This window comes from Aeromonas sp. 600724 (genome assembly GCF_049175135.1).
GTDB lineage: Bacteria > Pseudomonadota > Gammaproteobacteria > Enterobacterales > Aeromonadaceae > Aeromonas > Aeromonas veronii_A.
Map to the genome: position 1 here is coordinate 183,347 of NZ_JAAKUM010000004.1, position 16,331 is coordinate 199,677.

General features: G+C 62.7%; 23 protein-coding genes. All 23 read left to right on the plus strand.

Features of this window, described 5'->3' with window-relative positions; genetic code table 11:
• The gene (locus G5168_RS05570; protein WP_421251943.1) at positions 1-726 is read left to right on the plus strand and encodes a terminase endonuclease subunit; all 726 of its coding nucleotides are present in this window, start codon (positions 1-3) and stop codon (positions 724-726) included.
• 116 nt (positions 727-842) lie between these two features.
• Positions 843-1,304: a head completion/stabilization protein gene (locus G5168_RS05575; protein ID WP_421251944.1), complete on the plus strand. Its 462-nt coding sequence runs from the start codon at positions 843-845 to the stop codon at positions 1,302-1,304.
• A gap of 8 nt (positions 1,305-1,312) precedes the next feature.
• Complete coding sequence (locus G5168_RS05580; RefSeq protein WP_421251945.1) at positions 1,313-1,825, plus strand: phage tail protein; 513 nt, start codon at positions 1,313-1,315, stop codon at positions 1,823-1,825.
• Positions 1,822-2,508 carry a phage virion morphogenesis protein gene (locus tag G5168_RS05585; RefSeq protein WP_421251946.1) on the plus strand — a complete coding sequence of 229 codons (687 nt, stop codon included), beginning with the start codon at positions 1,822-1,824 and terminating at the stop codon, positions 2,506-2,508. Before G5168_RS05580 ends, G5168_RS05585 begins: the two co-directional genes overlap by 4 nt.
• Positions 2,509-2,512: 4 nt before the next feature.
• Positions 2,513-3,637: a DUF2586 domain-containing protein gene (locus tag G5168_RS05590; protein WP_421251947.1), complete on the plus strand. Its 1,125-nt coding sequence runs from the start codon at positions 2,513-2,515 to the stop codon at positions 3,635-3,637.
• 3 nt (positions 3,638-3,640) lie between these two features.
• Positions 3,641-4,096 (plus strand): phage protein, encoded by a 456-nt coding sequence (locus tag G5168_RS05595; protein ID WP_108570475.1) that lies wholly within the window; start codon positions 3,641-3,643, stop codon positions 4,094-4,096.
• 9 nt (positions 4,097-4,105) lie between these two features.
• Positions 4,106-4,315, plus strand: coding sequence for a TraR/DksA family transcriptional regulator (locus G5168_RS05600; RefSeq protein ID WP_421251948.1), 210 nt, complete (start codon positions 4,106-4,108; stop codon positions 4,313-4,315).
• A gap of 23 nt (positions 4,316-4,338) precedes the next feature.
• Complete coding sequence (locus tag G5168_RS05605) at positions 4,339-4,656, plus strand: phage holin, lambda family (protein WP_075115611.1); 318 nt, start codon at positions 4,339-4,341, stop codon at positions 4,654-4,656.
• 9 nt (positions 4,657-4,665) lie between these two features.
• On the plus strand, positions 4,666-5,754 hold the full coding sequence (locus G5168_RS05610) for a DNA-methyltransferase (protein ID WP_421251949.1): 1,089 nt from the start codon (positions 4,666-4,668) through the stop codon (positions 5,752-5,754).
• Positions 5,741-6,202, plus strand: coding sequence for a glycoside hydrolase family 104 protein (locus tag G5168_RS05615; RefSeq protein ID WP_421251950.1), 462 nt, complete (start codon positions 5,741-5,743; stop codon positions 6,200-6,202). The genes G5168_RS05610 and G5168_RS05615 overlap by 14 nt, the downstream gene beginning before the upstream one ends.
• Positions 6,199-6,642, plus strand: coding sequence for a hypothetical protein (locus G5168_RS05620; RefSeq protein WP_421251951.1), 444 nt, complete (start codon positions 6,199-6,201; stop codon positions 6,640-6,642). Before G5168_RS05615 ends, G5168_RS05620 begins: the two co-directional genes overlap by 4 nt.
• Positions 6,539-6,769 (plus strand): Rz1-like lysis system protein LysC, encoded by a 231-nt coding sequence (lysC, locus tag G5168_RS05625; protein ID WP_421251952.1) that lies wholly within the window; start codon positions 6,539-6,541, stop codon positions 6,767-6,769. Before G5168_RS05620 ends, lysC begins: the two co-directional genes overlap by 104 nt.
• On the plus strand, positions 6,766-7,029 hold the full coding sequence (locus G5168_RS05630) for a putative phage tail assembly chaperone (RefSeq protein ID WP_201912128.1): 264 nt from the start codon (positions 6,766-6,768) through the stop codon (positions 7,027-7,029). Before lysC ends, G5168_RS05630 begins: the two co-directional genes overlap by 4 nt.
• Positions 7,030-7,079: 50 nt before the next feature.
• Positions 7,080-7,214, plus strand: coding sequence for a DUF6890 family protein (locus tag G5168_RS05635; protein WP_378006070.1), 135 nt, complete (start codon positions 7,080-7,082; stop codon positions 7,212-7,214).
• A 6-nt stretch (positions 7,215-7,220) separates the two neighbouring features.
• Positions 7,221-8,993 (plus strand): phage tail tape measure protein, encoded by a 1,773-nt coding sequence (locus G5168_RS05640; RefSeq protein ID WP_421251953.1) that lies wholly within the window; start codon positions 7,221-7,223, stop codon positions 8,991-8,993.
• Positions 8,993-9,316 carry a DUF2590 family protein gene (locus G5168_RS05645; RefSeq protein WP_421251954.1) on the plus strand — a complete coding sequence of 108 codons (324 nt, stop codon included), beginning with the start codon at positions 8,993-8,995 and terminating at the stop codon, positions 9,314-9,316. The genes G5168_RS05640 and G5168_RS05645 overlap by 1 nt, the downstream gene beginning before the upstream one ends.
• Entirely contained in the window at positions 9,313-10,500 is a 1,188-nt protein-coding gene (locus G5168_RS05650) for a baseplate J/gp47 family protein (RefSeq protein WP_421251955.1), read from the plus strand. Before G5168_RS05645 ends, G5168_RS05650 begins: the two co-directional genes overlap by 4 nt.
• Positions 10,493-11,095, plus strand: a complete 603-nt coding sequence (locus G5168_RS05655; RefSeq protein ID WP_421251956.1) for a phage tail protein — start codon at positions 10,493-10,495, stop codon at positions 11,093-11,095. Before G5168_RS05650 ends, G5168_RS05655 begins: the two co-directional genes overlap by 8 nt.
• Positions 11,092-12,627, plus strand: coding sequence for a phage tail protein (locus G5168_RS05660; protein WP_421251957.1), 1,536 nt, complete (start codon positions 11,092-11,094; stop codon positions 12,625-12,627). The genes G5168_RS05655 and G5168_RS05660 overlap by 4 nt, the downstream gene beginning before the upstream one ends.
• Positions 12,628-12,642: 15 nt before the next feature.
• On the plus strand, positions 12,643-13,068 hold the full coding sequence (locus G5168_RS05665) for a tail fiber assembly protein (RefSeq protein ID WP_421251958.1): 426 nt from the start codon (positions 12,643-12,645) through the stop codon (positions 13,066-13,068).
• Positions 13,065-13,946: a hypothetical protein gene (locus tag G5168_RS05670; RefSeq protein ID WP_421251959.1), complete on the plus strand. Its 882-nt coding sequence runs from the start codon at positions 13,065-13,067 to the stop codon at positions 13,944-13,946. The genes G5168_RS05665 and G5168_RS05670 overlap by 4 nt, the downstream gene beginning before the upstream one ends.
• Complete coding sequence (locus tag G5168_RS05675; RefSeq protein ID WP_421251960.1) at positions 13,943-14,503, plus strand: hypothetical protein; 561 nt, start codon at positions 13,943-13,945, stop codon at positions 14,501-14,503. The genes G5168_RS05670 and G5168_RS05675 overlap by 4 nt, the downstream gene beginning before the upstream one ends.
• Complete coding sequence (locus G5168_RS05680; RefSeq protein WP_421251961.1) at positions 14,500-16,110, plus strand: hypothetical protein; 1,611 nt, start codon at positions 14,500-14,502, stop codon at positions 16,108-16,110. Before G5168_RS05675 ends, G5168_RS05680 begins: the two co-directional genes overlap by 4 nt.
• Positions 16,111-16,331 lie beyond the last annotated feature (221 nt).

The following is a 16,331-nucleotide window of genomic DNA, read 5'->3' on the forward strand; positions in this document are numbered from 1 at the left end:
ATGAGTTCACCGGGTCAACGCCACAAGCAACGGGTACAAGCCATGAAGGGGGCCGCGCAAGCCGCCTGCACGGGCATGGCCACCGGCGCGGTGGCGGACAGCCTGCACCTGCAGATGATTGCCCTGGAGCAGGACATCGTGCGGCTGCGCAAGCTGGCCCGCATTGGCGACCGGGTGAACATGAAGCGCAGCGAGCTGATGCCCAAATACCGCCCCTATGTGGAGCGTTATCTGGTGAGCGTCGCCAAGTCCGGCCAGCCCTATCAGAACGAGCTGTTTCAGCTGCTCACCGTCTGGGCCTTCGATGTCGGGGATTTCGACACCGGCATCGCCTGGGCCGAACTTGCCATTGCTCAAGGCCAGCGCACCCCGAGCAATATCAAGCGGGACTGGGCCCACTTTGTGGCCGACACCGTGCTGGAGTGGGCCGAGAAGCAAGCGGCCGAAGGCCATGCGGTCGAGCCCTGGTTCTCCCGGGTGTTCGACAAGGTACGCAATGACTGGCGCCTTAACGAGAAGCTCACCGCCAAGTGGTTCAAGGCCGCGGGCTGTCTGCTGCTACGTGACCAGGACGGCCACCCACGGCCGAGCGCCGTGGGGGACTCCGCCACGCTGGATCAGGCCGACCACTGGCTGGCCCAGGCAGAGAAGCTGCACAGCAAGGTGGGAGTTAACACCCTACGCCAGAAGATTGCCATGCGCCTGCGGGTGCTCAATCCCGAATAACCAACCGACTCTCCGCGCCGTCGCACCCCGGCGCGAATGCCATGGAACGCTTTTGGTGAATCCAGCGGCAATTGCGTGGCAACAGGGGTGCACCTATTCAACCAGCGAGGTCACTGATGTTTGCAGGCAAGGATATCGACTACAGCGCCGCCACTATCCGCAATGACGGGTTCTGGCCCGATGTGGCCGTGGCCGATTTTGAGCGCCGCCGTGCCTTGCCTGCCGACCTTGACCCGCAAACCACTGGCGCCGCGCTACTGGCGGCCATCTCGGAAATCAACCTGCAACTGGCGATGCGCCAGGCTGCGCTGATGGCCGAGGGCTATGCCAGTGCCGCCGAGGTACCGGGGCCAAGCCTTGAAGGTGGCACTAATGCGCTAACCGAGCAGTATCTGGCCGCCGTGTTCGCCCGCGCCAAGGCTGCCCTCTTGCCGGAGTACGCCAGCGTCACCGAACGGCCGGCTGCCAACAACCTGGCCGAGCGGGCACCGGAGCAACGGGCCCAACTGCTGGCCGAGAGTCAGCAGCTGGTGCGCAGCATCAAGGGCAAACACCGGGCGGGGGTCTCGTTGATATGAGTAAGGAGATGAGTGAACAGCAGGCCCAGGGCTATTTCCTGCACGCCCTCCACGCCGAGCTCAACCGGGTGCTGCCGGCCAAGTGCCGTAAGTCCCTCGACAGCTGGATGGAGAACGGAACGATCCGCCTCGAATCCCGCAACATGGGCCCGACCGGCGTAGACGTGGCCTGGCTCACCTATCAGGCGGTGTTCATCGTTGAGCAACTGCCCTTTCGCGAGCTGGATCCTGCCATCGTGCTGGCCGCGGTGGCCGCCTGGGTGCAGGAGCACGACTCGTTTCGCGAACAGTTTGAGCTGGCCGACCCGGAATACGCGGTGACCCCGAACGATGAGAGGAGCGCCGATCTCGAGATCCAGCTCGCCTTTACCGAGCCGCTGCGCCTTATTGAACACCCGAGCGGCCCTATCAACTGGCTCGGCAAGTGCTGGCAAGTGGCGCCCTATGAGATCTGGGTGGCCGACCACATCGACATGAACGTCAGTGATACCGGCCATCACCAGGTAGGTGGCCCGGCATGATCACCATCACCCTGGATGCCCGCCGCAGCCAGGACCAGCTCAACTTGCTGGCCCTGCCGCCCCAGAAGCGCAAGCGCCTGGTGTGGCGCGCCGCGGCCGAGCTCAAAAAGCTGGCGGCCCGTCATGTACGTCAGCAACAAAACCCCAACGGCCAGCCCTGGGCGCCGCGCAAGCGAGGCAAAAGCAAGATGCTGCGCGGCCTGCCCAAGCTGCTGGAGATCCACGCCCCCAGTCAGGACGTGGCCGAGCTCGGGTTCAAACGGGGGACGATGAACGCCCATGCCGGGGTTATCGCCAACACCCACCAGAAGGGACACACCTATCAGGTGACCGCGGCCAGCCGGCGCCGCATTGCCCCCAGTGAAGGCGGTAAGCAAAAACCGGCGACCAAGGCGCAGGCCCGCAAGCTGCGCGAGCTCGGGTTCAAGCGCCCGGGGACGCGCAAGGGGTCATACCGCTCGGCGTCGCTTGGCTGGATCACCGGCAATCTCAACTACGCCCAGGCGGGATTGCTCATCAGGAAGCTCAAGGATGAACCGGTGAAAACACGCTGGGAGATTGAGCTCCCTGCCCGCCCGTTCCTCGGCGCCAACGCCAAACAACGGGAGCAAGCCTTTGCCCGCGCCCTGCAGAGCATCGACTACGGCTGGGACGTCAACAAGCAAGAGATGAAGGGGAAATAACGCCATGTGGCCTTATGTACAGATCAACAACTTGAACCAGATGCAGGGGCCTGTGACACAAGTCGAGCGCCACCTGCTGTTTGTCGGCACGGCGCCAAGCAATACCGGCAAGCTGCTCTCCCTCAATACCCAGAGCGACTTTGACCAGCTGCTGGGCGCCGCTGACTGCGAGCTCAAAACCAACCTGCAGGCCGCCATGGCCAACGCCGGCCAGAACTGGACGGCGGCCGCTTATGTGCAGCCCACCGACATGGACTGGACAGATGCCGTCCGTGAAGCCCAGAAGACCCAATCCTTTGAAGGGGTGGTGGTGCTGGGGCAGGAGTGGGACGAGGCGAAGATCAACGCCGCCCACGCGCTGAACCAGGAGCTGATCGCCAAGTGGGGTCGCTGGCAGTTCATGCTGCTGGCGGTCGCGGGGATCAATGCTGCCGAGCAGGATGGCCAGAGCTGGAGCGACTACGAGGCCGCCCTGGTCACCCTGCAAGATGGCATCAAGGCCGAATCCGTCACCCTGCTGCCGCAGCTGTGGCCCAACCTGGCCGGCGCCTATGCCGGACGCCTGTGCAACCGGGCGGTGAGCATTGCCGATACCCCGTGCCGGGTCAAAACCGGCGCCCTGGTGGGCCTTGGCAACAAACCCAAGGACAAAGACGGGGTCGAGTTGCCGCTCGCCACCCTGCAAACCCTGGAGCAGAACCGCTTCTCGGTGCCGATGTGGTACCCGGACTATGACGGCATCTATTGGGCCGATGGCCGCACCCTGGACGCCGAGGGCGGTGACTACCAGGTGATCGAAAACCTGCGGGTGGCCTACAAGGTGGCGCGCCAGATGCGGGTTCGCGCCATCGCCCGTATCGGCGATCGCTCGTTCAACTCCACCCCGGGCAGCACGGCCGCCGCCATCCTCTACTTTGGCAAAGACCTGCGCGAGATGGCCAGGACCACCACCATCAACGGCCAGCCGTTCCCGGGTGAGATCACCTCCCCCCGGGATGGCGATATCGCTATCCAGTGGACCGACAAAAACCACGTCTCCATCTACGTGGTGATCCGCACCGTGGACTGCCCCAAGGGGATCACCATCAACATCATGCTCGATCTGAGCCTCACCAATGGGGAGGGCTAAGCCATGACCAGACGCATTTCAGGCCAGAGCTTCGACATTGAACTGCTGGGCACCATGGTGCACGTCGAGAAGGCCAGCCTCACCATCACCGACAGCAGCGCCGTGGCGCAGACCCGTGGCATCCCTGACGGCTTTGTGGATGGCGAGGTATCGGCCGAGTGCGAGTTCGAGCTCGATGCCAAGAACTTCAAGCTGCTGAGCGATGCTGCCAAACGGGCCGGCAGCTGGCGCGGGCTGAAGCCGGACGATGTGCTGTTCTACGCCGACACCGGCGACGAAACCATGAAGGTGGAGGCCTTCGGGGTGAAGCTGCAGATCGCCGACCTGCTCGACATCGATCCCAAAGGGGGCAGCAAGGGAGTGCACAAGCTCAAGGGCATCGTCACCTCCCCCGACTTCGTTCACATCAATGGCGTGCCGTACCTCTCGGATGACGACACTCGCCACCTCAAAGGGTAAGGGGGCCAGATGGACGATATCGACCGCGCAAACAACCACGCCGCCCGGATGCTGGATGTTTATCTGGCCAACCAGGTGGGCAAAGGACGCTCCCGGGGAGAGAGCCGGCACAACTGCGAAGAGTGCGGCGACCCCATCCCGGCAGCACGCCGTCAACATGTGCCGGGGGTGCGGCTGTGCGTCCCCTGCCAAACACGGTTTGAACACCTGAACCGTTAATCAGAGCAATGGACATGAACGCCATGCCCCATAAAGACCCCACTCTCTGGGCCCTGCTACTGGCCTGGTTGATGGACAACATGCCCACCGTCTATGGCACTGCGTTAGCAGTATTAACGGCTTGGCTACGCATCACCTATGGCGGTGGCAGTGGTCGCCGCAGGCTCCTGGAGTCCGTTTTGTGCGGGGCCATCACCTTGGCATTTATCAGTGCCTTTGGCTGGTTCGGGATCCCTGGAGAGGCGGCAGGATTTGTCGGCGGCATGGTTGGCCTTATCGGTGTTGAGACCATTCGCGGCCTTGCCGAGCGGTGGCTCAACGCCAAATTACCGAAGGAGTGAACAGACGTGATGACTGATCAAATGCATATCCACAAAATCAACGACCGCATCAAGCTGGTGAATGCGGATTCGCTGGTTTACCTGAAAACCATGCCCTCTCACAGCCTGGATCTGGTAGCGGTAGACCCGCCCTACTTCCGGGTAAAAGATCTGGACTGGGATAACCAGTGGCCAGACGTCACGGCCTACCTGGATTGGCTGGAACAGTGTGTGATCGAGTTTGCCCGCATCCTCAAGCCAAACGGATCGCTCTATCTGTTTTGCAGCCCCGGACTCAATGCCGATATCGAACTCTTGGTACGCAAACACTTCAAGGTATTGAGCCACATCGTCTGGGCCAAACCCTCGGGGGTGTGGAATCGCACGGACAAATCCGCCCTGCGCAATTTCTGGCCCGCCAGTGAACGCATCATTTTTGCCGAGCAGCTGGACGCCCATGGCATGACGCAACAAAGCGGCTACCGCCAGGCCTGCCAGACGCTGCGTGTTCAGGTGATGCAGCCGCTGATCGACTATTTCCAACAAGCCAAAGCGGCCTGTGGCATCTCCAACAAGGAGATCGACCAAGCAATGGGGTGCCAGATGGCCGGGCACTGGTTCGGTCGCAGCCAGTGGAGCCTGCCAAGCGAAGCACAATACGCCCGCTTGCAAGCCCTGTTCGCCAAGAAGGCTGACGCCCTTTGCCGGCCTCATCATCAACTCAAAGAGACCTATCAGGGATTGCATCGCACCTACCAAACCCTGGTAGCCAGTTATGACCAGCTGAAGGCCGAGTATGAGCGACTGCGCCGCCCTTTCAGCGTCACCAAGGATGTCCCCTTTACAGATGTCTGGTCTTACCCCTCGGTGCAAGCCTACCCCGGGAAGCACCCGTGCGAAAAACCCGCCGCCATGATGGAGCACATTGTGCGCACCAGCAGCCGGCCGGGTGATGTGGTCGGTGACTTCTTTATGGGATCGGGGGCTACCGGCAAGGCTGCCTGGCGGCTTGGCCGCCGTTTCGTCGGCGTGGAGCTGGAAACCCCGAGGTTTTCCCAAACATGCCGGGAGTTTCAGACCCTTATCAGTCAGGAGGAAAAACACCATGCCACGCAGTAACTGCCACCCGCAGGTAGCCGCGTTTCTCGACATGATTGCCTATGCCGAAGGCACCAAAGGCCGGGGCGATGACGGGTACAACAAGCTGGTCAATCCGGCGGGGTTCTTTGAGAGCTATGCCACCCACCCGAACGTGCTGGTGCAGGTCAACAAGACCCTGAGCAGCACCGCGGCCGGCCGCTATCAGTTCCTGTCAAAGCACTGGGCCCACTACCGCGACCAGCTTAGTCTGCCGAACTTTGGCCCCGAGTCACAAGACACCTGGGCTATCCAGCTTATTCGCGAACGCAGGGCGCTGGACGATGTGCTTAAAGGGCGCATCCGCGAGGCGGTGGCCAAGTGCGCCAACATCTGGGCCAGCCTGCCGGGCGCCGGTTACGGTCAGCGCGAGCACCAGCTGGCTGACCTGCTGGCCAAATTCACCGAGTTCGGCGGGGTGCTGGCATGAGCACCTTCAAGGCACTGCTCTCCAATGTGCTGTTGGTCCTGGTGCTGGTGATGGGCGCCGCCCTGTTTCTTGGCAACCGGATGCTGGAGAGCCGCAGCAAGGCGCTCGCCACCGCCAACGAGACCATCAACACCCTGCAGCAGACCAACCAGCTGCAGGCCAGCCAGCTGGCGACGCTGCAGCGCGACGCCGCGGGGCTGCGCAAGTTGCTGGGCACCCAGAACGCCGCCCTGGCCGAGCTCGACCAACAACAGAGGAAGACCGCCGATGAACTGCAACAAGCGCTGGCCACGCCGCCGGCGGGCCGCCCGGACTGCGCTCGCGAGCCTCTGCCTGATGCTGCTTTGCGCCTGCTCCAGCCAGCCCCAAACCCTGGTGCAAACGCAGGTGGTAAAGCGGCTACCGCCGCCGGGGCTGGTGCCCCACTGCCCGGAGCCTGATTTCACGGGGACAACCTACGGTGACGCCGTGCGGTTTATCCCCACCCTGCAGATGGCGCTGCGCCGCTGCCAAACCCAACTCGATACCCTGAACCATTGGATTGAACAAGAGGAAACCACCCCATGACCACACCCATCATCACCCTGGACGTCGCCGGCAAAGAGCTGAAATTCGCCCCCACCATGGTGGCCTACAACGGCTTTATCAACGACATGATGCCGAGCGACAAGGTGGCACCGGCCCACAACTACCTGAAAAAGATCGTCTGCCAGGAGAGCAAAGAGGCGCTCGATGAGCTGCTCAAACGCCCGGGCGCGGCGCTGCAGTTGACGGGCGCCATTAACCAGCAGTTCGCCCCCGATCTGGAGATCACCGTAAAAAACTGACGGCGCGCGCCGAGGCTATCGAGCGCAATCACCTGGAGCAGGCGCTGGCGCTGCGGCGCCACTACCTGCCCCATGACGATGACGACATCGACAGCCTGGCCCGCGCCCTCTGGTTAGACCGACACGCCCGGGAGTCCCACGCCGCTGCAGTGGCTGAGGGCATCGCCAACGCATTCAACGGATAACGACCTATGGCCTGGATGGAAAAATTGATGATGCAGGTGGCTTTGGTGGATCAGGTCACCAAGCCCCTTGCTGGCATCAATGCCCAGATGGACAAGGTCAGCAAGGCCGGCCGTCAGGGCTGGAGCAGCATGGCAATGGGGGCCACCACGGTGGCCGCCGGCGGCATAGCGATCCAGTCTGCCCTAGGTCCTGCCATCGAGATGGACAGGGCGCTGGGGGAAGTGGCCTCTCTCGATGTGCAAAAGGAGGTGCTCGGGGCGCTCGGCCGCGAGGCGTTGAAGCTCTCTCTCCAGTACGGGGAATCGGCCACCGAGATTGTCCGCTCCTCCTACGATATCCAGTCGGCGATTGCGGGGCTGGAGGGTAACGAACTGCCCACCTTCACCCGCGCCTCGACCACCCTAGCCAAGGCAACCAAGGCCGACGCCGCCACCATCACCAACTACATGGGCACCATGTACGGCATCTTCGAGCAGCAGGCCAAGCAGATGGGCAAGGCCAACTGGGTGGAAGACTTGGCAGGCAAAACAGCCGCAGCAGTGCAGATGTTCAAAACCACCGGCCAGGGGATGGCTGACGCCTTCGGAGCCATCGGCGCCAACGCCACCGCCGCCGGCATCGCGATGGATGAGCAGTTCGCGGTGCTCGGCCAGTTGCAGGCCACCATGAGCGGCGGCGAGGCGGGCACCAAGTTCAAGGCATTTCTGGCGGGTGTCGGCAATGCCCAGAAGGCGCTCGGCATCCAGTTCACCGATGCCGCAGGCAACATGCTGCCGGTGCTCACCATGCTGGACATGCTCAAGGCCCGCTATGGCGACACCCTGAGCGTGGCCGAAGGGGACGAGCTCAAGAAGGCATTCGGCTCGGATGAGGCGGTCAGCATGATCAAGCTCCTGATGACCAACACCAAGGCGCTCGCCACCAACATCAATGCGCTTGCCAATACCCACGGCATGGGCAAGGCCGAGCAGATGGCCGCCGCCATGACTGACCAATGGCAGCGGGTCGAGCAAGCCTGGTTTGCCATCCGCGCCGCCGCGTTTGGGGTGGTGCTGCCCGCCATCAACGCCGTGATGAGCATCTTTGCCGATGGTGCCAACGAGGTGCTGCGCTGGACGCATCTTTTCCCGAACCTGACCAAGGTCATCAGCTATGCCCTGCTGGCCATCGTGGGGTTGAGCATGGTCACCGGCACCTGGATGCTGATCGCAGGGCTGGCCAAGCTGGCCACCCTGGGGCTTGGTATCGCCTGGTCCATCATCACCGCCCCGCTCGCCCTGCTCAATGCTGGGATGGCGACCTTTCGCGCCATCCTGCTGGCGGTCAACATCGCCATGTATGCCAACCCTGTGGGACTGATCGTAGCGGGTATCGTGCTGCTGATCGGTGCCGTGGCGGTGGCTATCTACTACTGGGACGACCTGAAAAAGAGCATGGCCGACTGGAGCGTGTTCAAACTGCTCGGGCAGGCGGTGGATTGGCTGGTCGAGAAGCTGAACATGATCCCGGGCGTCAATATCGAGATGGGCAGCATGCCGGATCTCAACTTGCCCAATCAGGAGAACATCAACGCTCCCCTCGCCCGCTTTAGCCAGGGTAGCCAAAGCCGGGTACCGGCTGGCGGGCTGGGTCAGCAGTTGATCCAGGCCAACGCGGCCGCAACCACCGCCAACCAGAAGCCGCCCAAGTACCTGAGCATCGGGGAGGTTCATATGCACAACCAGAACCCGATGACCCCTGAGCAGATGGCCGAGAACGCCTGGCTGGAGACCCCGTGATGAGAGACGCCAAGTACATCGACATTTTGGTGGTGAACGGCGCCTGGCAGCTCGATGCCGGCGGCCAGCCGCGATACACCCAGGACCGCCACAGCATCGGCCAGGATATCAAGCACCGGATCATGGAGTCCGGGCTGGCCCGCAAGCTCATCGGCGAGCGCAGCCCCACCCTGCGCGCCGATGTGATGACCGAGATCGAGCTGCTGGTTGAGAACGACGAGCGACTGGTGCCCGGCACCATCGTGTTCCGCGAAGAAGCCCCCGAACGAGTGCTGGTCACCGCCCGCACCTATGAATTTGGCGATCTGGAGGTAACCCTGTGAACCTGCGCCCCAACGTGGATTTTATGGCCCTGCTGGCCGAGACCGGTGTGCCGACCACCGAGCAGGCCATGGAGGCTGAGCTTAAAAAAGAGGTCGAGGCCGCCGGCTCCCTTATCACCAACGACAGCGATGTGAGCCCCTTCTGGCGACTGGTGCGCGGCGTGGTGATCACCCCGGCGCTCTGGCTTATCCGCACCCTCCTGGCTGGCCATGTGCTGCCCAACACCTTTGCTGCCACTGCCACCGATGCCTATCTCGACCTCAAGGCGTGGGATGTGGACTTGACCCGCAAGGGCGCCCAGAAGACCCGCGGGGTGATCAATTTCGTCAAAGCTAATCCGAGCGAAGCGGTCACCATCCCGGCCGATATCTGGGTCAGTACCGAGCGCATCAACGGCACCATCTACCGGGTCAAACCGCTGCAAGCGGTGGTGAGCCCGGCCGGTGAAGCGGTGGCCCGAGTGGTGTGCGAGGCCGAGTTCGCGGGTGCGGCCTGGAATCTGGCCCCGGGCTATTACAACCTGCTGAGCGAACCGGTCACCGGCATCCTGTCGGCCCGCAACGATGACAAGGAGTGGATAACCACCCAGGGTGCCGATGCCGAGAGCAATGACGCGCTGGGGCTGCGTATTCAGAACCAGTTCTCAGCGGTGGGCCGCTATCATATCGACGCGATTTACCGCTCGATGCTGGCAAGCGTCGCCGGCATTCGCGCCGATCACATCTTCTTCGAGCATGACGCGCCACGGGGCCCCGGTACCGCCAACGCCTACATCCTGCTGGAGGTGGGCGCCACCCCGACCAGCCTGATTGCCCAGCTTAACGACTATGTGGGCCGCCAGGGCAACCACGGCCACGGCGATGACCTGTTCGTGATGGCCATGCCCGAGACCCAGCACAGCCTCACGCTGGAGCTGTGGCCGGTGACTAACCTCACCGACGAGCAGAAAGCGGCCCTCAAGCAAGGCGCTGAATCCCTGGTCAAAGCGGCGTTTCGTCAGTCGGGGGATTTTCCAACCGTTACCCGCACTTGGCCGCGCTCACGCTTTTCGCTCTCACAGCTGACCCGCGAGCTGCACAGCCAGTTTCCGCAGCTGCAGAGCCTCAAGTTTGCACAAGATGACATTGTCTCGGGGCTGGCCATCCCGCGCCTGAACACGCTGGAGGTGACCCTCTATGACTAACCTGACCCCGCTTGAACACAATAGCCAAGCGCCGCGGCTCCCCGATGCCAACGCCCCCTGGTGGGAGGATGGCTACACCATCAGCCCGGCCCACGCCGAGCCCGGGTTTCTGGCCAAGGGCATCAACGCCTTCTGGCAACAGCTCAAGGGGTGGCTGTTGCTACCGCTAGCCCAGCAAGACCCCCTCACCTGCTCGGAATCCCTGCTGGCGCTGCTCGCCTGGGAGCGGGACATCAGCCGCTTTAATGGCGAGCCGCTGCCGCTCTTTCGCAAGCGGGTCAAGTTCGCCTTTGTGAATGCTAGGGACGCCGGCGAAGTGGCAGGCTTTAAGCGCATCTTCGAGCGCCTGGGCATCGGCTGGTGCGACATCCACGAACGGCAAGAGGGGGCGCCCTGGGACGTCATCACCATAGAGGTGACCGACAGCGCCCTCGCCGGCAACCAGCAACTGCTGGAAACCCTGATCCAACACTATGGACGCACCTGCCGACGCTATCGCTTCCAGGTGGTTTACCCGGTCGCCAGTACCTTGAACTTTGGTCGCATCGACATGAGCCAGCAGGTGTTTGGCGCGACGCTTAAGAGGAACCCATGAGCCAGATCATTACCAACGCTTTCTCCCGCTACTGGCAGGAGTGCCTGACCAACCAGACGCCGGTGGTACTCGATGAGTTCGTGCTGGCCAATGTGCCGGATCTCGATCCTGCCGCCCCTATCGACCCGGACAGCGGGCTGCCGCTGGCGGGCCAGATCGTGCACCGCCAAGCGGTAGACCAGCGCGGACGCATCAACAACGACGCGGTGGCTTACACCATCGTGATGGACACCACGGTCGGCGATTTCAGCTTCAACGCCATGTACCTCATCAACAAGGGCACCGGCGTGGTGGGGATGATTGTGCACAAAGGGCTGGAGACCAAGCTCAAGACCGATGAGGCCACCGGCCAGACTGGCAACAGCCTGGTCAAATCCATGCTGATGGAGTACGACAGAGCTGCAGAGGCTACCGCCACCCATGTGGACGCCAGCACCTGGCAGATTGACTATGCCGCGCGCCTGCGCGGGATGGATGAGGACATGCGCCGCTTGGTTCTGCCGCTCTATGGGCCTGCCTGGTTTGAGGGGGATGGCTTTCTGGTCACCAACAATGCCGGTGTGTATCACGTTACCCCGGGCGAAGCCGTGGTTGGAGGGCTGCTGGCGGTACTCAGCGACGATCGCACCGTAACACCAGAGGCCTTGCCGATGGAGGTCTGGGTTGATGTACATCGTGCAGGCTCTCCGCTCGGTGCCTGGGAGAATCACGTCTCCCTGGTGCTGAGTAAAAGGGCGCTGGTTGACTACATTGACAACAGCGGGTATCAGCACCACGTAGCCAAGCTGGCCATCATCAGTGCAGACAGCAGTCTGACGGATACCCGTCGCCAACGCACCCACCGCCACCATTTTGATGAAATTATCGATCCCCCCACCCCAGAGAGTATCGGGGCCTTACCAAAGAAAGACTACAAGCCCCGCACCGACAGCCTCAACGCTCAGGAGCGAGCTGTTGAGATTGTCCGAAACAAGGATATGAACACCTGCAAAGCGGGCGAGTTTGGCTTGTATGAGAAAGCCACCTGCGCCAACTCACCGCCCAACGCAGGACAACTTTTTTATTGCGAGACCAAAGCCACCTCCCACGCCTTCATCGTTACCCAGCTCGTCTTTGCCTATGACTACAACAGAGGGGTGATGGCATGGCGCAACCTCACGGCCACCCAGACGCCAGTGGGCAGTGACTGGTGCGAAGTGTACGACACCCACAACAAACCCACCGCGGCGGAGTGCGGTGCGGCGCCAGCTGTTCACAGTCATACAGCAGCGCAAGCCAATGCGGACATTGTCAGTGGTGGTGTCGGGCAGGTAGGCACCCATGGTCTGTTTACTCTGGTTGATACCGGAGCCCCTCCGGTTGGTCCTGGAGGGGTTTACGCAGGCACACAGTTGAAATGGAGCAACGTCGCGGCCAATAACATCAGCTTTGGTTCCTCGCCACCTGGGTCTTGGAAAGCATTGAGCAACATAGGTGCTGGCGCTGCGGTGGGCACGGCGAACGCTACCGGCTTATTTATCCGCATTGCATGAATACCGGAGAAGATCATGGAACACATTGAAATCATCCACGCCGAGAACCCACGACAATTCGATGGAGATAGCGAAACAATCACCCTGGATGTGCTGTTTTCGCATCTTCCGGACGCGATCCAGTTTGCGGCTCGCAAAGATGACCATGAGCAACATGGACGCGAACTCTACGTTCGTGCCGTATTTGGTGAGTATGGCCCTATTGAGGTGATCACCCCGCCGCCGCCGACCGAAGCCGAGCTGCTAGCTCGCCTGGATGAGGCGCTCAAACGGGCGGCGGCCGTAATGGCACCGCTGGAGGATGCCGACAAGCTCGGCATTATCAGCGAGCACGAGAAAGCCCAGCTCACCGCCTGGCAACGCTACCGGGTCGCCCTCTATCGCTTGCCGCAGAGCGAGGGCTGGCCCACCGATGTGACCTGGCCGGATGCCCCGCAATGAGTTGGACGCAAGGCACGCTGCACTGGCCGGCCAGCACAGAGGCAATACACTCCCGCACCAGCGGGGTGCTTGGCCAACTGCCAGACAGCCAGGCTGGCGCCATGACTCGCTTGCAGGCACTGGCCCCAAGAGCGCAATACCGCCCCACGCCTATCAGCCAAGCCGCTGCCGCGTTGACAGGGCTGCGGGCAGAGCTCGACCGGCTGCTGGTCACCGGTCGCTGCCTGACGGTCACCCCCTATCAGCATGGGGTGGGCCAGCACCAGGGCAACCAGTACAGCCTCGCCGCCCCCAACGCGGTGGCCACCCTTGCCGCCAAGCTGCAGGACGGCGCAGATCCCCTGCTGCCGGCTGGCCAGCTGCACGCCATCGCCTGGCTGGTCACCGGGAACAGTGAAACCGCGCTGGCCGATGCCTTGGCGCCGCTTTGCGCCATCCTGCCACTGCCTGAGTGGAGCGCGGTCTTGCGTCGCCTCACGGCCCACAACGATGCCATGAGCAAACCCACCGCCGCCAAGGTGCCACGCTGGAAAGCAGATGAGCCGCTGGTATGGGATCCGCTACGTTCGACTCGCTCACTGCTTGGGGCTGAGCTCGCCCAACTGGAGAGCCTGGCACAGGGGGCCACCACCCCGCTCGCCCAACTGGCTACCTTGGCAGAACGTCGCGCGGCCAAACTGGCAGAGCTGGAGAAGGCTCTGGACCTGCTGGCTACCATCAGCGGCCAGCTGTGGCACTGGCAGGGGCATGGTGATGCAGCAAGCCTGGCCGCCCAACTGGGCCAGAGCAGCCCGCCAGACCATAGCCACAGCATGACGGTCGGCGCCCTGCTGCTCTCCCCCTCCCCGCTCACCTTCTGGCAGGAGTTAACCCGATGAGCCAAACCGCCATGCTCACCCTGGACGGTGAGCCGATTGTGATGAAGTCGATGCGGATCACCGCCTCGATGCAGTTTCAGGACAAGGACAGCAGCGGCCAGACCAGCTCGACCAGCAGCTCGGAGCAAGGGGCCAAAGCCAAGGAACTCGATATCTCGGGGCTGGTTCCCTTCAAGGATGAGCAGACCCTGAGCCGCTTGTTTGAGCTGGCCGATGCCAAAGGGGATGGTGGCAAGCGCCATATCTACCGGGTCGGGTCGCTATTGGCCAAGTCGGTGAAGGTGCGCCAGGCCAAGTTTGCCGGGCGCATCACCGCCAGCGAACAGGAGGGGCTGCTGGCGTGGCAAGTGCAGTTCACCCTGCGCGAACACAACTCGGTACCCGAGAAGCGGGAACAACGGATGCCCAAGGCACCCGCCACCGTGGGCCAGGGCAACGCCAACACCAAACCGGCTAAGCCGTCAGAGGGAGCACCCGCCTCCGAACAAGAGCAACTGAGCTCGTGGGAGCAAGCCATCAAGGGGCTGGATAACAAACTGGGAGACCTGATAGCGTGAAACTCTCAACAAACCTCACCCTGGGCGGCCAACCGGCCAACCTCATCGACCACGATATCGTGCTGGATCTCTGTGCAGGTGGGCGCGCCGCCCTCACTATCGAGGGGAACGCCGATAAGGGGCAAACCCTGACCGTGGATCTGGGCTACAACGGCGAGCTGCGCCGCTGGTTTACCGGATATGTGTATGACGTGCAGCCCGCCAGCAATGGCGCCTGCAAGCTGATGTGCCGAGAGCTGGCTGGGATACTGGGGAGTGCATTTCCGGTCAGCCTCCAGCATGCCACCCTGCGCGGTCTGCTGGCATGGTTGAGCGACCAAACCAAGCTCACCTTTTTGCTACCGGACGGGGCCGACTATACCGATCGGCCTATCCCCAACTTCACCAGCGCCGGCACCGGCTATCAACTGCTCAACAACGCTGGCCGAGCCTTTGCGGTACCGGACTTCATTTGGCATCAGCAACCGGATGGCGCCATCTTCGTCGGTAGTCACGCCCACAGCCGCTGGGCCGAGCGGGCGGTAGAGCTGGATCCGGCCTTCTCCGGCCGCCAGGCAGGAAACACCCTGACCACAGCGCCGATCCCGGCGATGCGCCCGGGCGCTCTCGTTAACGGCAAGCGGGTGGAGCGGGTGCGCCTTAAGGGTGATGAGATGACCCTTACCACAGCAACGCCCGGTAAACCGGTGAAGTCACCGGAGCGGCGCAAGATGGAGGGGGAGTTCCCGGAGCTGGCCGACCAGATGCACCTGCCCAAGTTCGGGCGAGTCGAAGCTATCAGCGACAGCGCGGCAGCTGGCCAGATTAGTGATCCGTTTCGCCCGCGCTATGCGGTGGATGTGCAACTGCTGGGCGAGGATGGCCAGCCGGACAAGGTCACACCGCTCTATCGCGCCGTGCCGCTGCCGGTAATGTTCGGCGGGCCCGAGCAGGGACTGCTGCAGTTCCCCATCGAGGGGACGATCGTCGAGCTGGGGTTTGCCTTCGGCCGCGCTGACAGGCCATTCATTCGCACTGTGCTGGGCTCGGGCTGGCCGCTGCCGGACATCACCCCGGGCGAACAGCTCCAGCAGCTGCGGGCCGAGGTGTTCAGCCGCACCGACACCGTGGGCAACCAGCGCCGCCATACCGACCGCACCCAGCATGACAAGGCGCTGCTGATGCACCACGAGGCGGACGACTACCAGGGCGAGTTCGGCCAGCACCGACTCACTACCCTGCAGCACAGCGTGGAGCAGATCGGGGCGATGAAGCACATCGAGGCGCTCGGGGCCATCGAGCTGCTGGCCGGTGATGACTTGGTGGCGGGGTGCCTGGGCAACATGAGCCACACCGCTGCCGGTGATCTGGTGGAGGTGATCGGGCAACTACGGCGCAGTGTGGCCGGAGAGCTGCAGCACTTCGAGGCGCCACGTTCGTGGATGGGTAGCGAGGGGGTGAACATCTTCGAGCTGCTGCTCCAGCTGATGAACCTGGTGGAGCAGTTGGCCGCTACCACCGCAAGCCATACCCATGGCGGACCGGCCCCCACCAATGCCGAGACATTCAACGGCCAGAGCAAACAGGCTGGTCAGTTGGCCCAGACCCTCTCCCCCATCATCGAGTAGCCCACCAAGCGAAGAAGGCCCCACATTGTGGGGCCTTCTTCTATCTGCCTGACAGCACCAAAGCATGGCCAGGGAAAGGCGCCGCATGTATGGGCACCGTCAGGCAGGCGCACATCATACGCGACGTACAGAGCCGAGCACAGCTGCCAGCACACCACGGAAAAGCCCACGGCGGCGTCTGCGCCACGGAATCCGCGCTCATCCGCTCCCGCCTGCGGGCT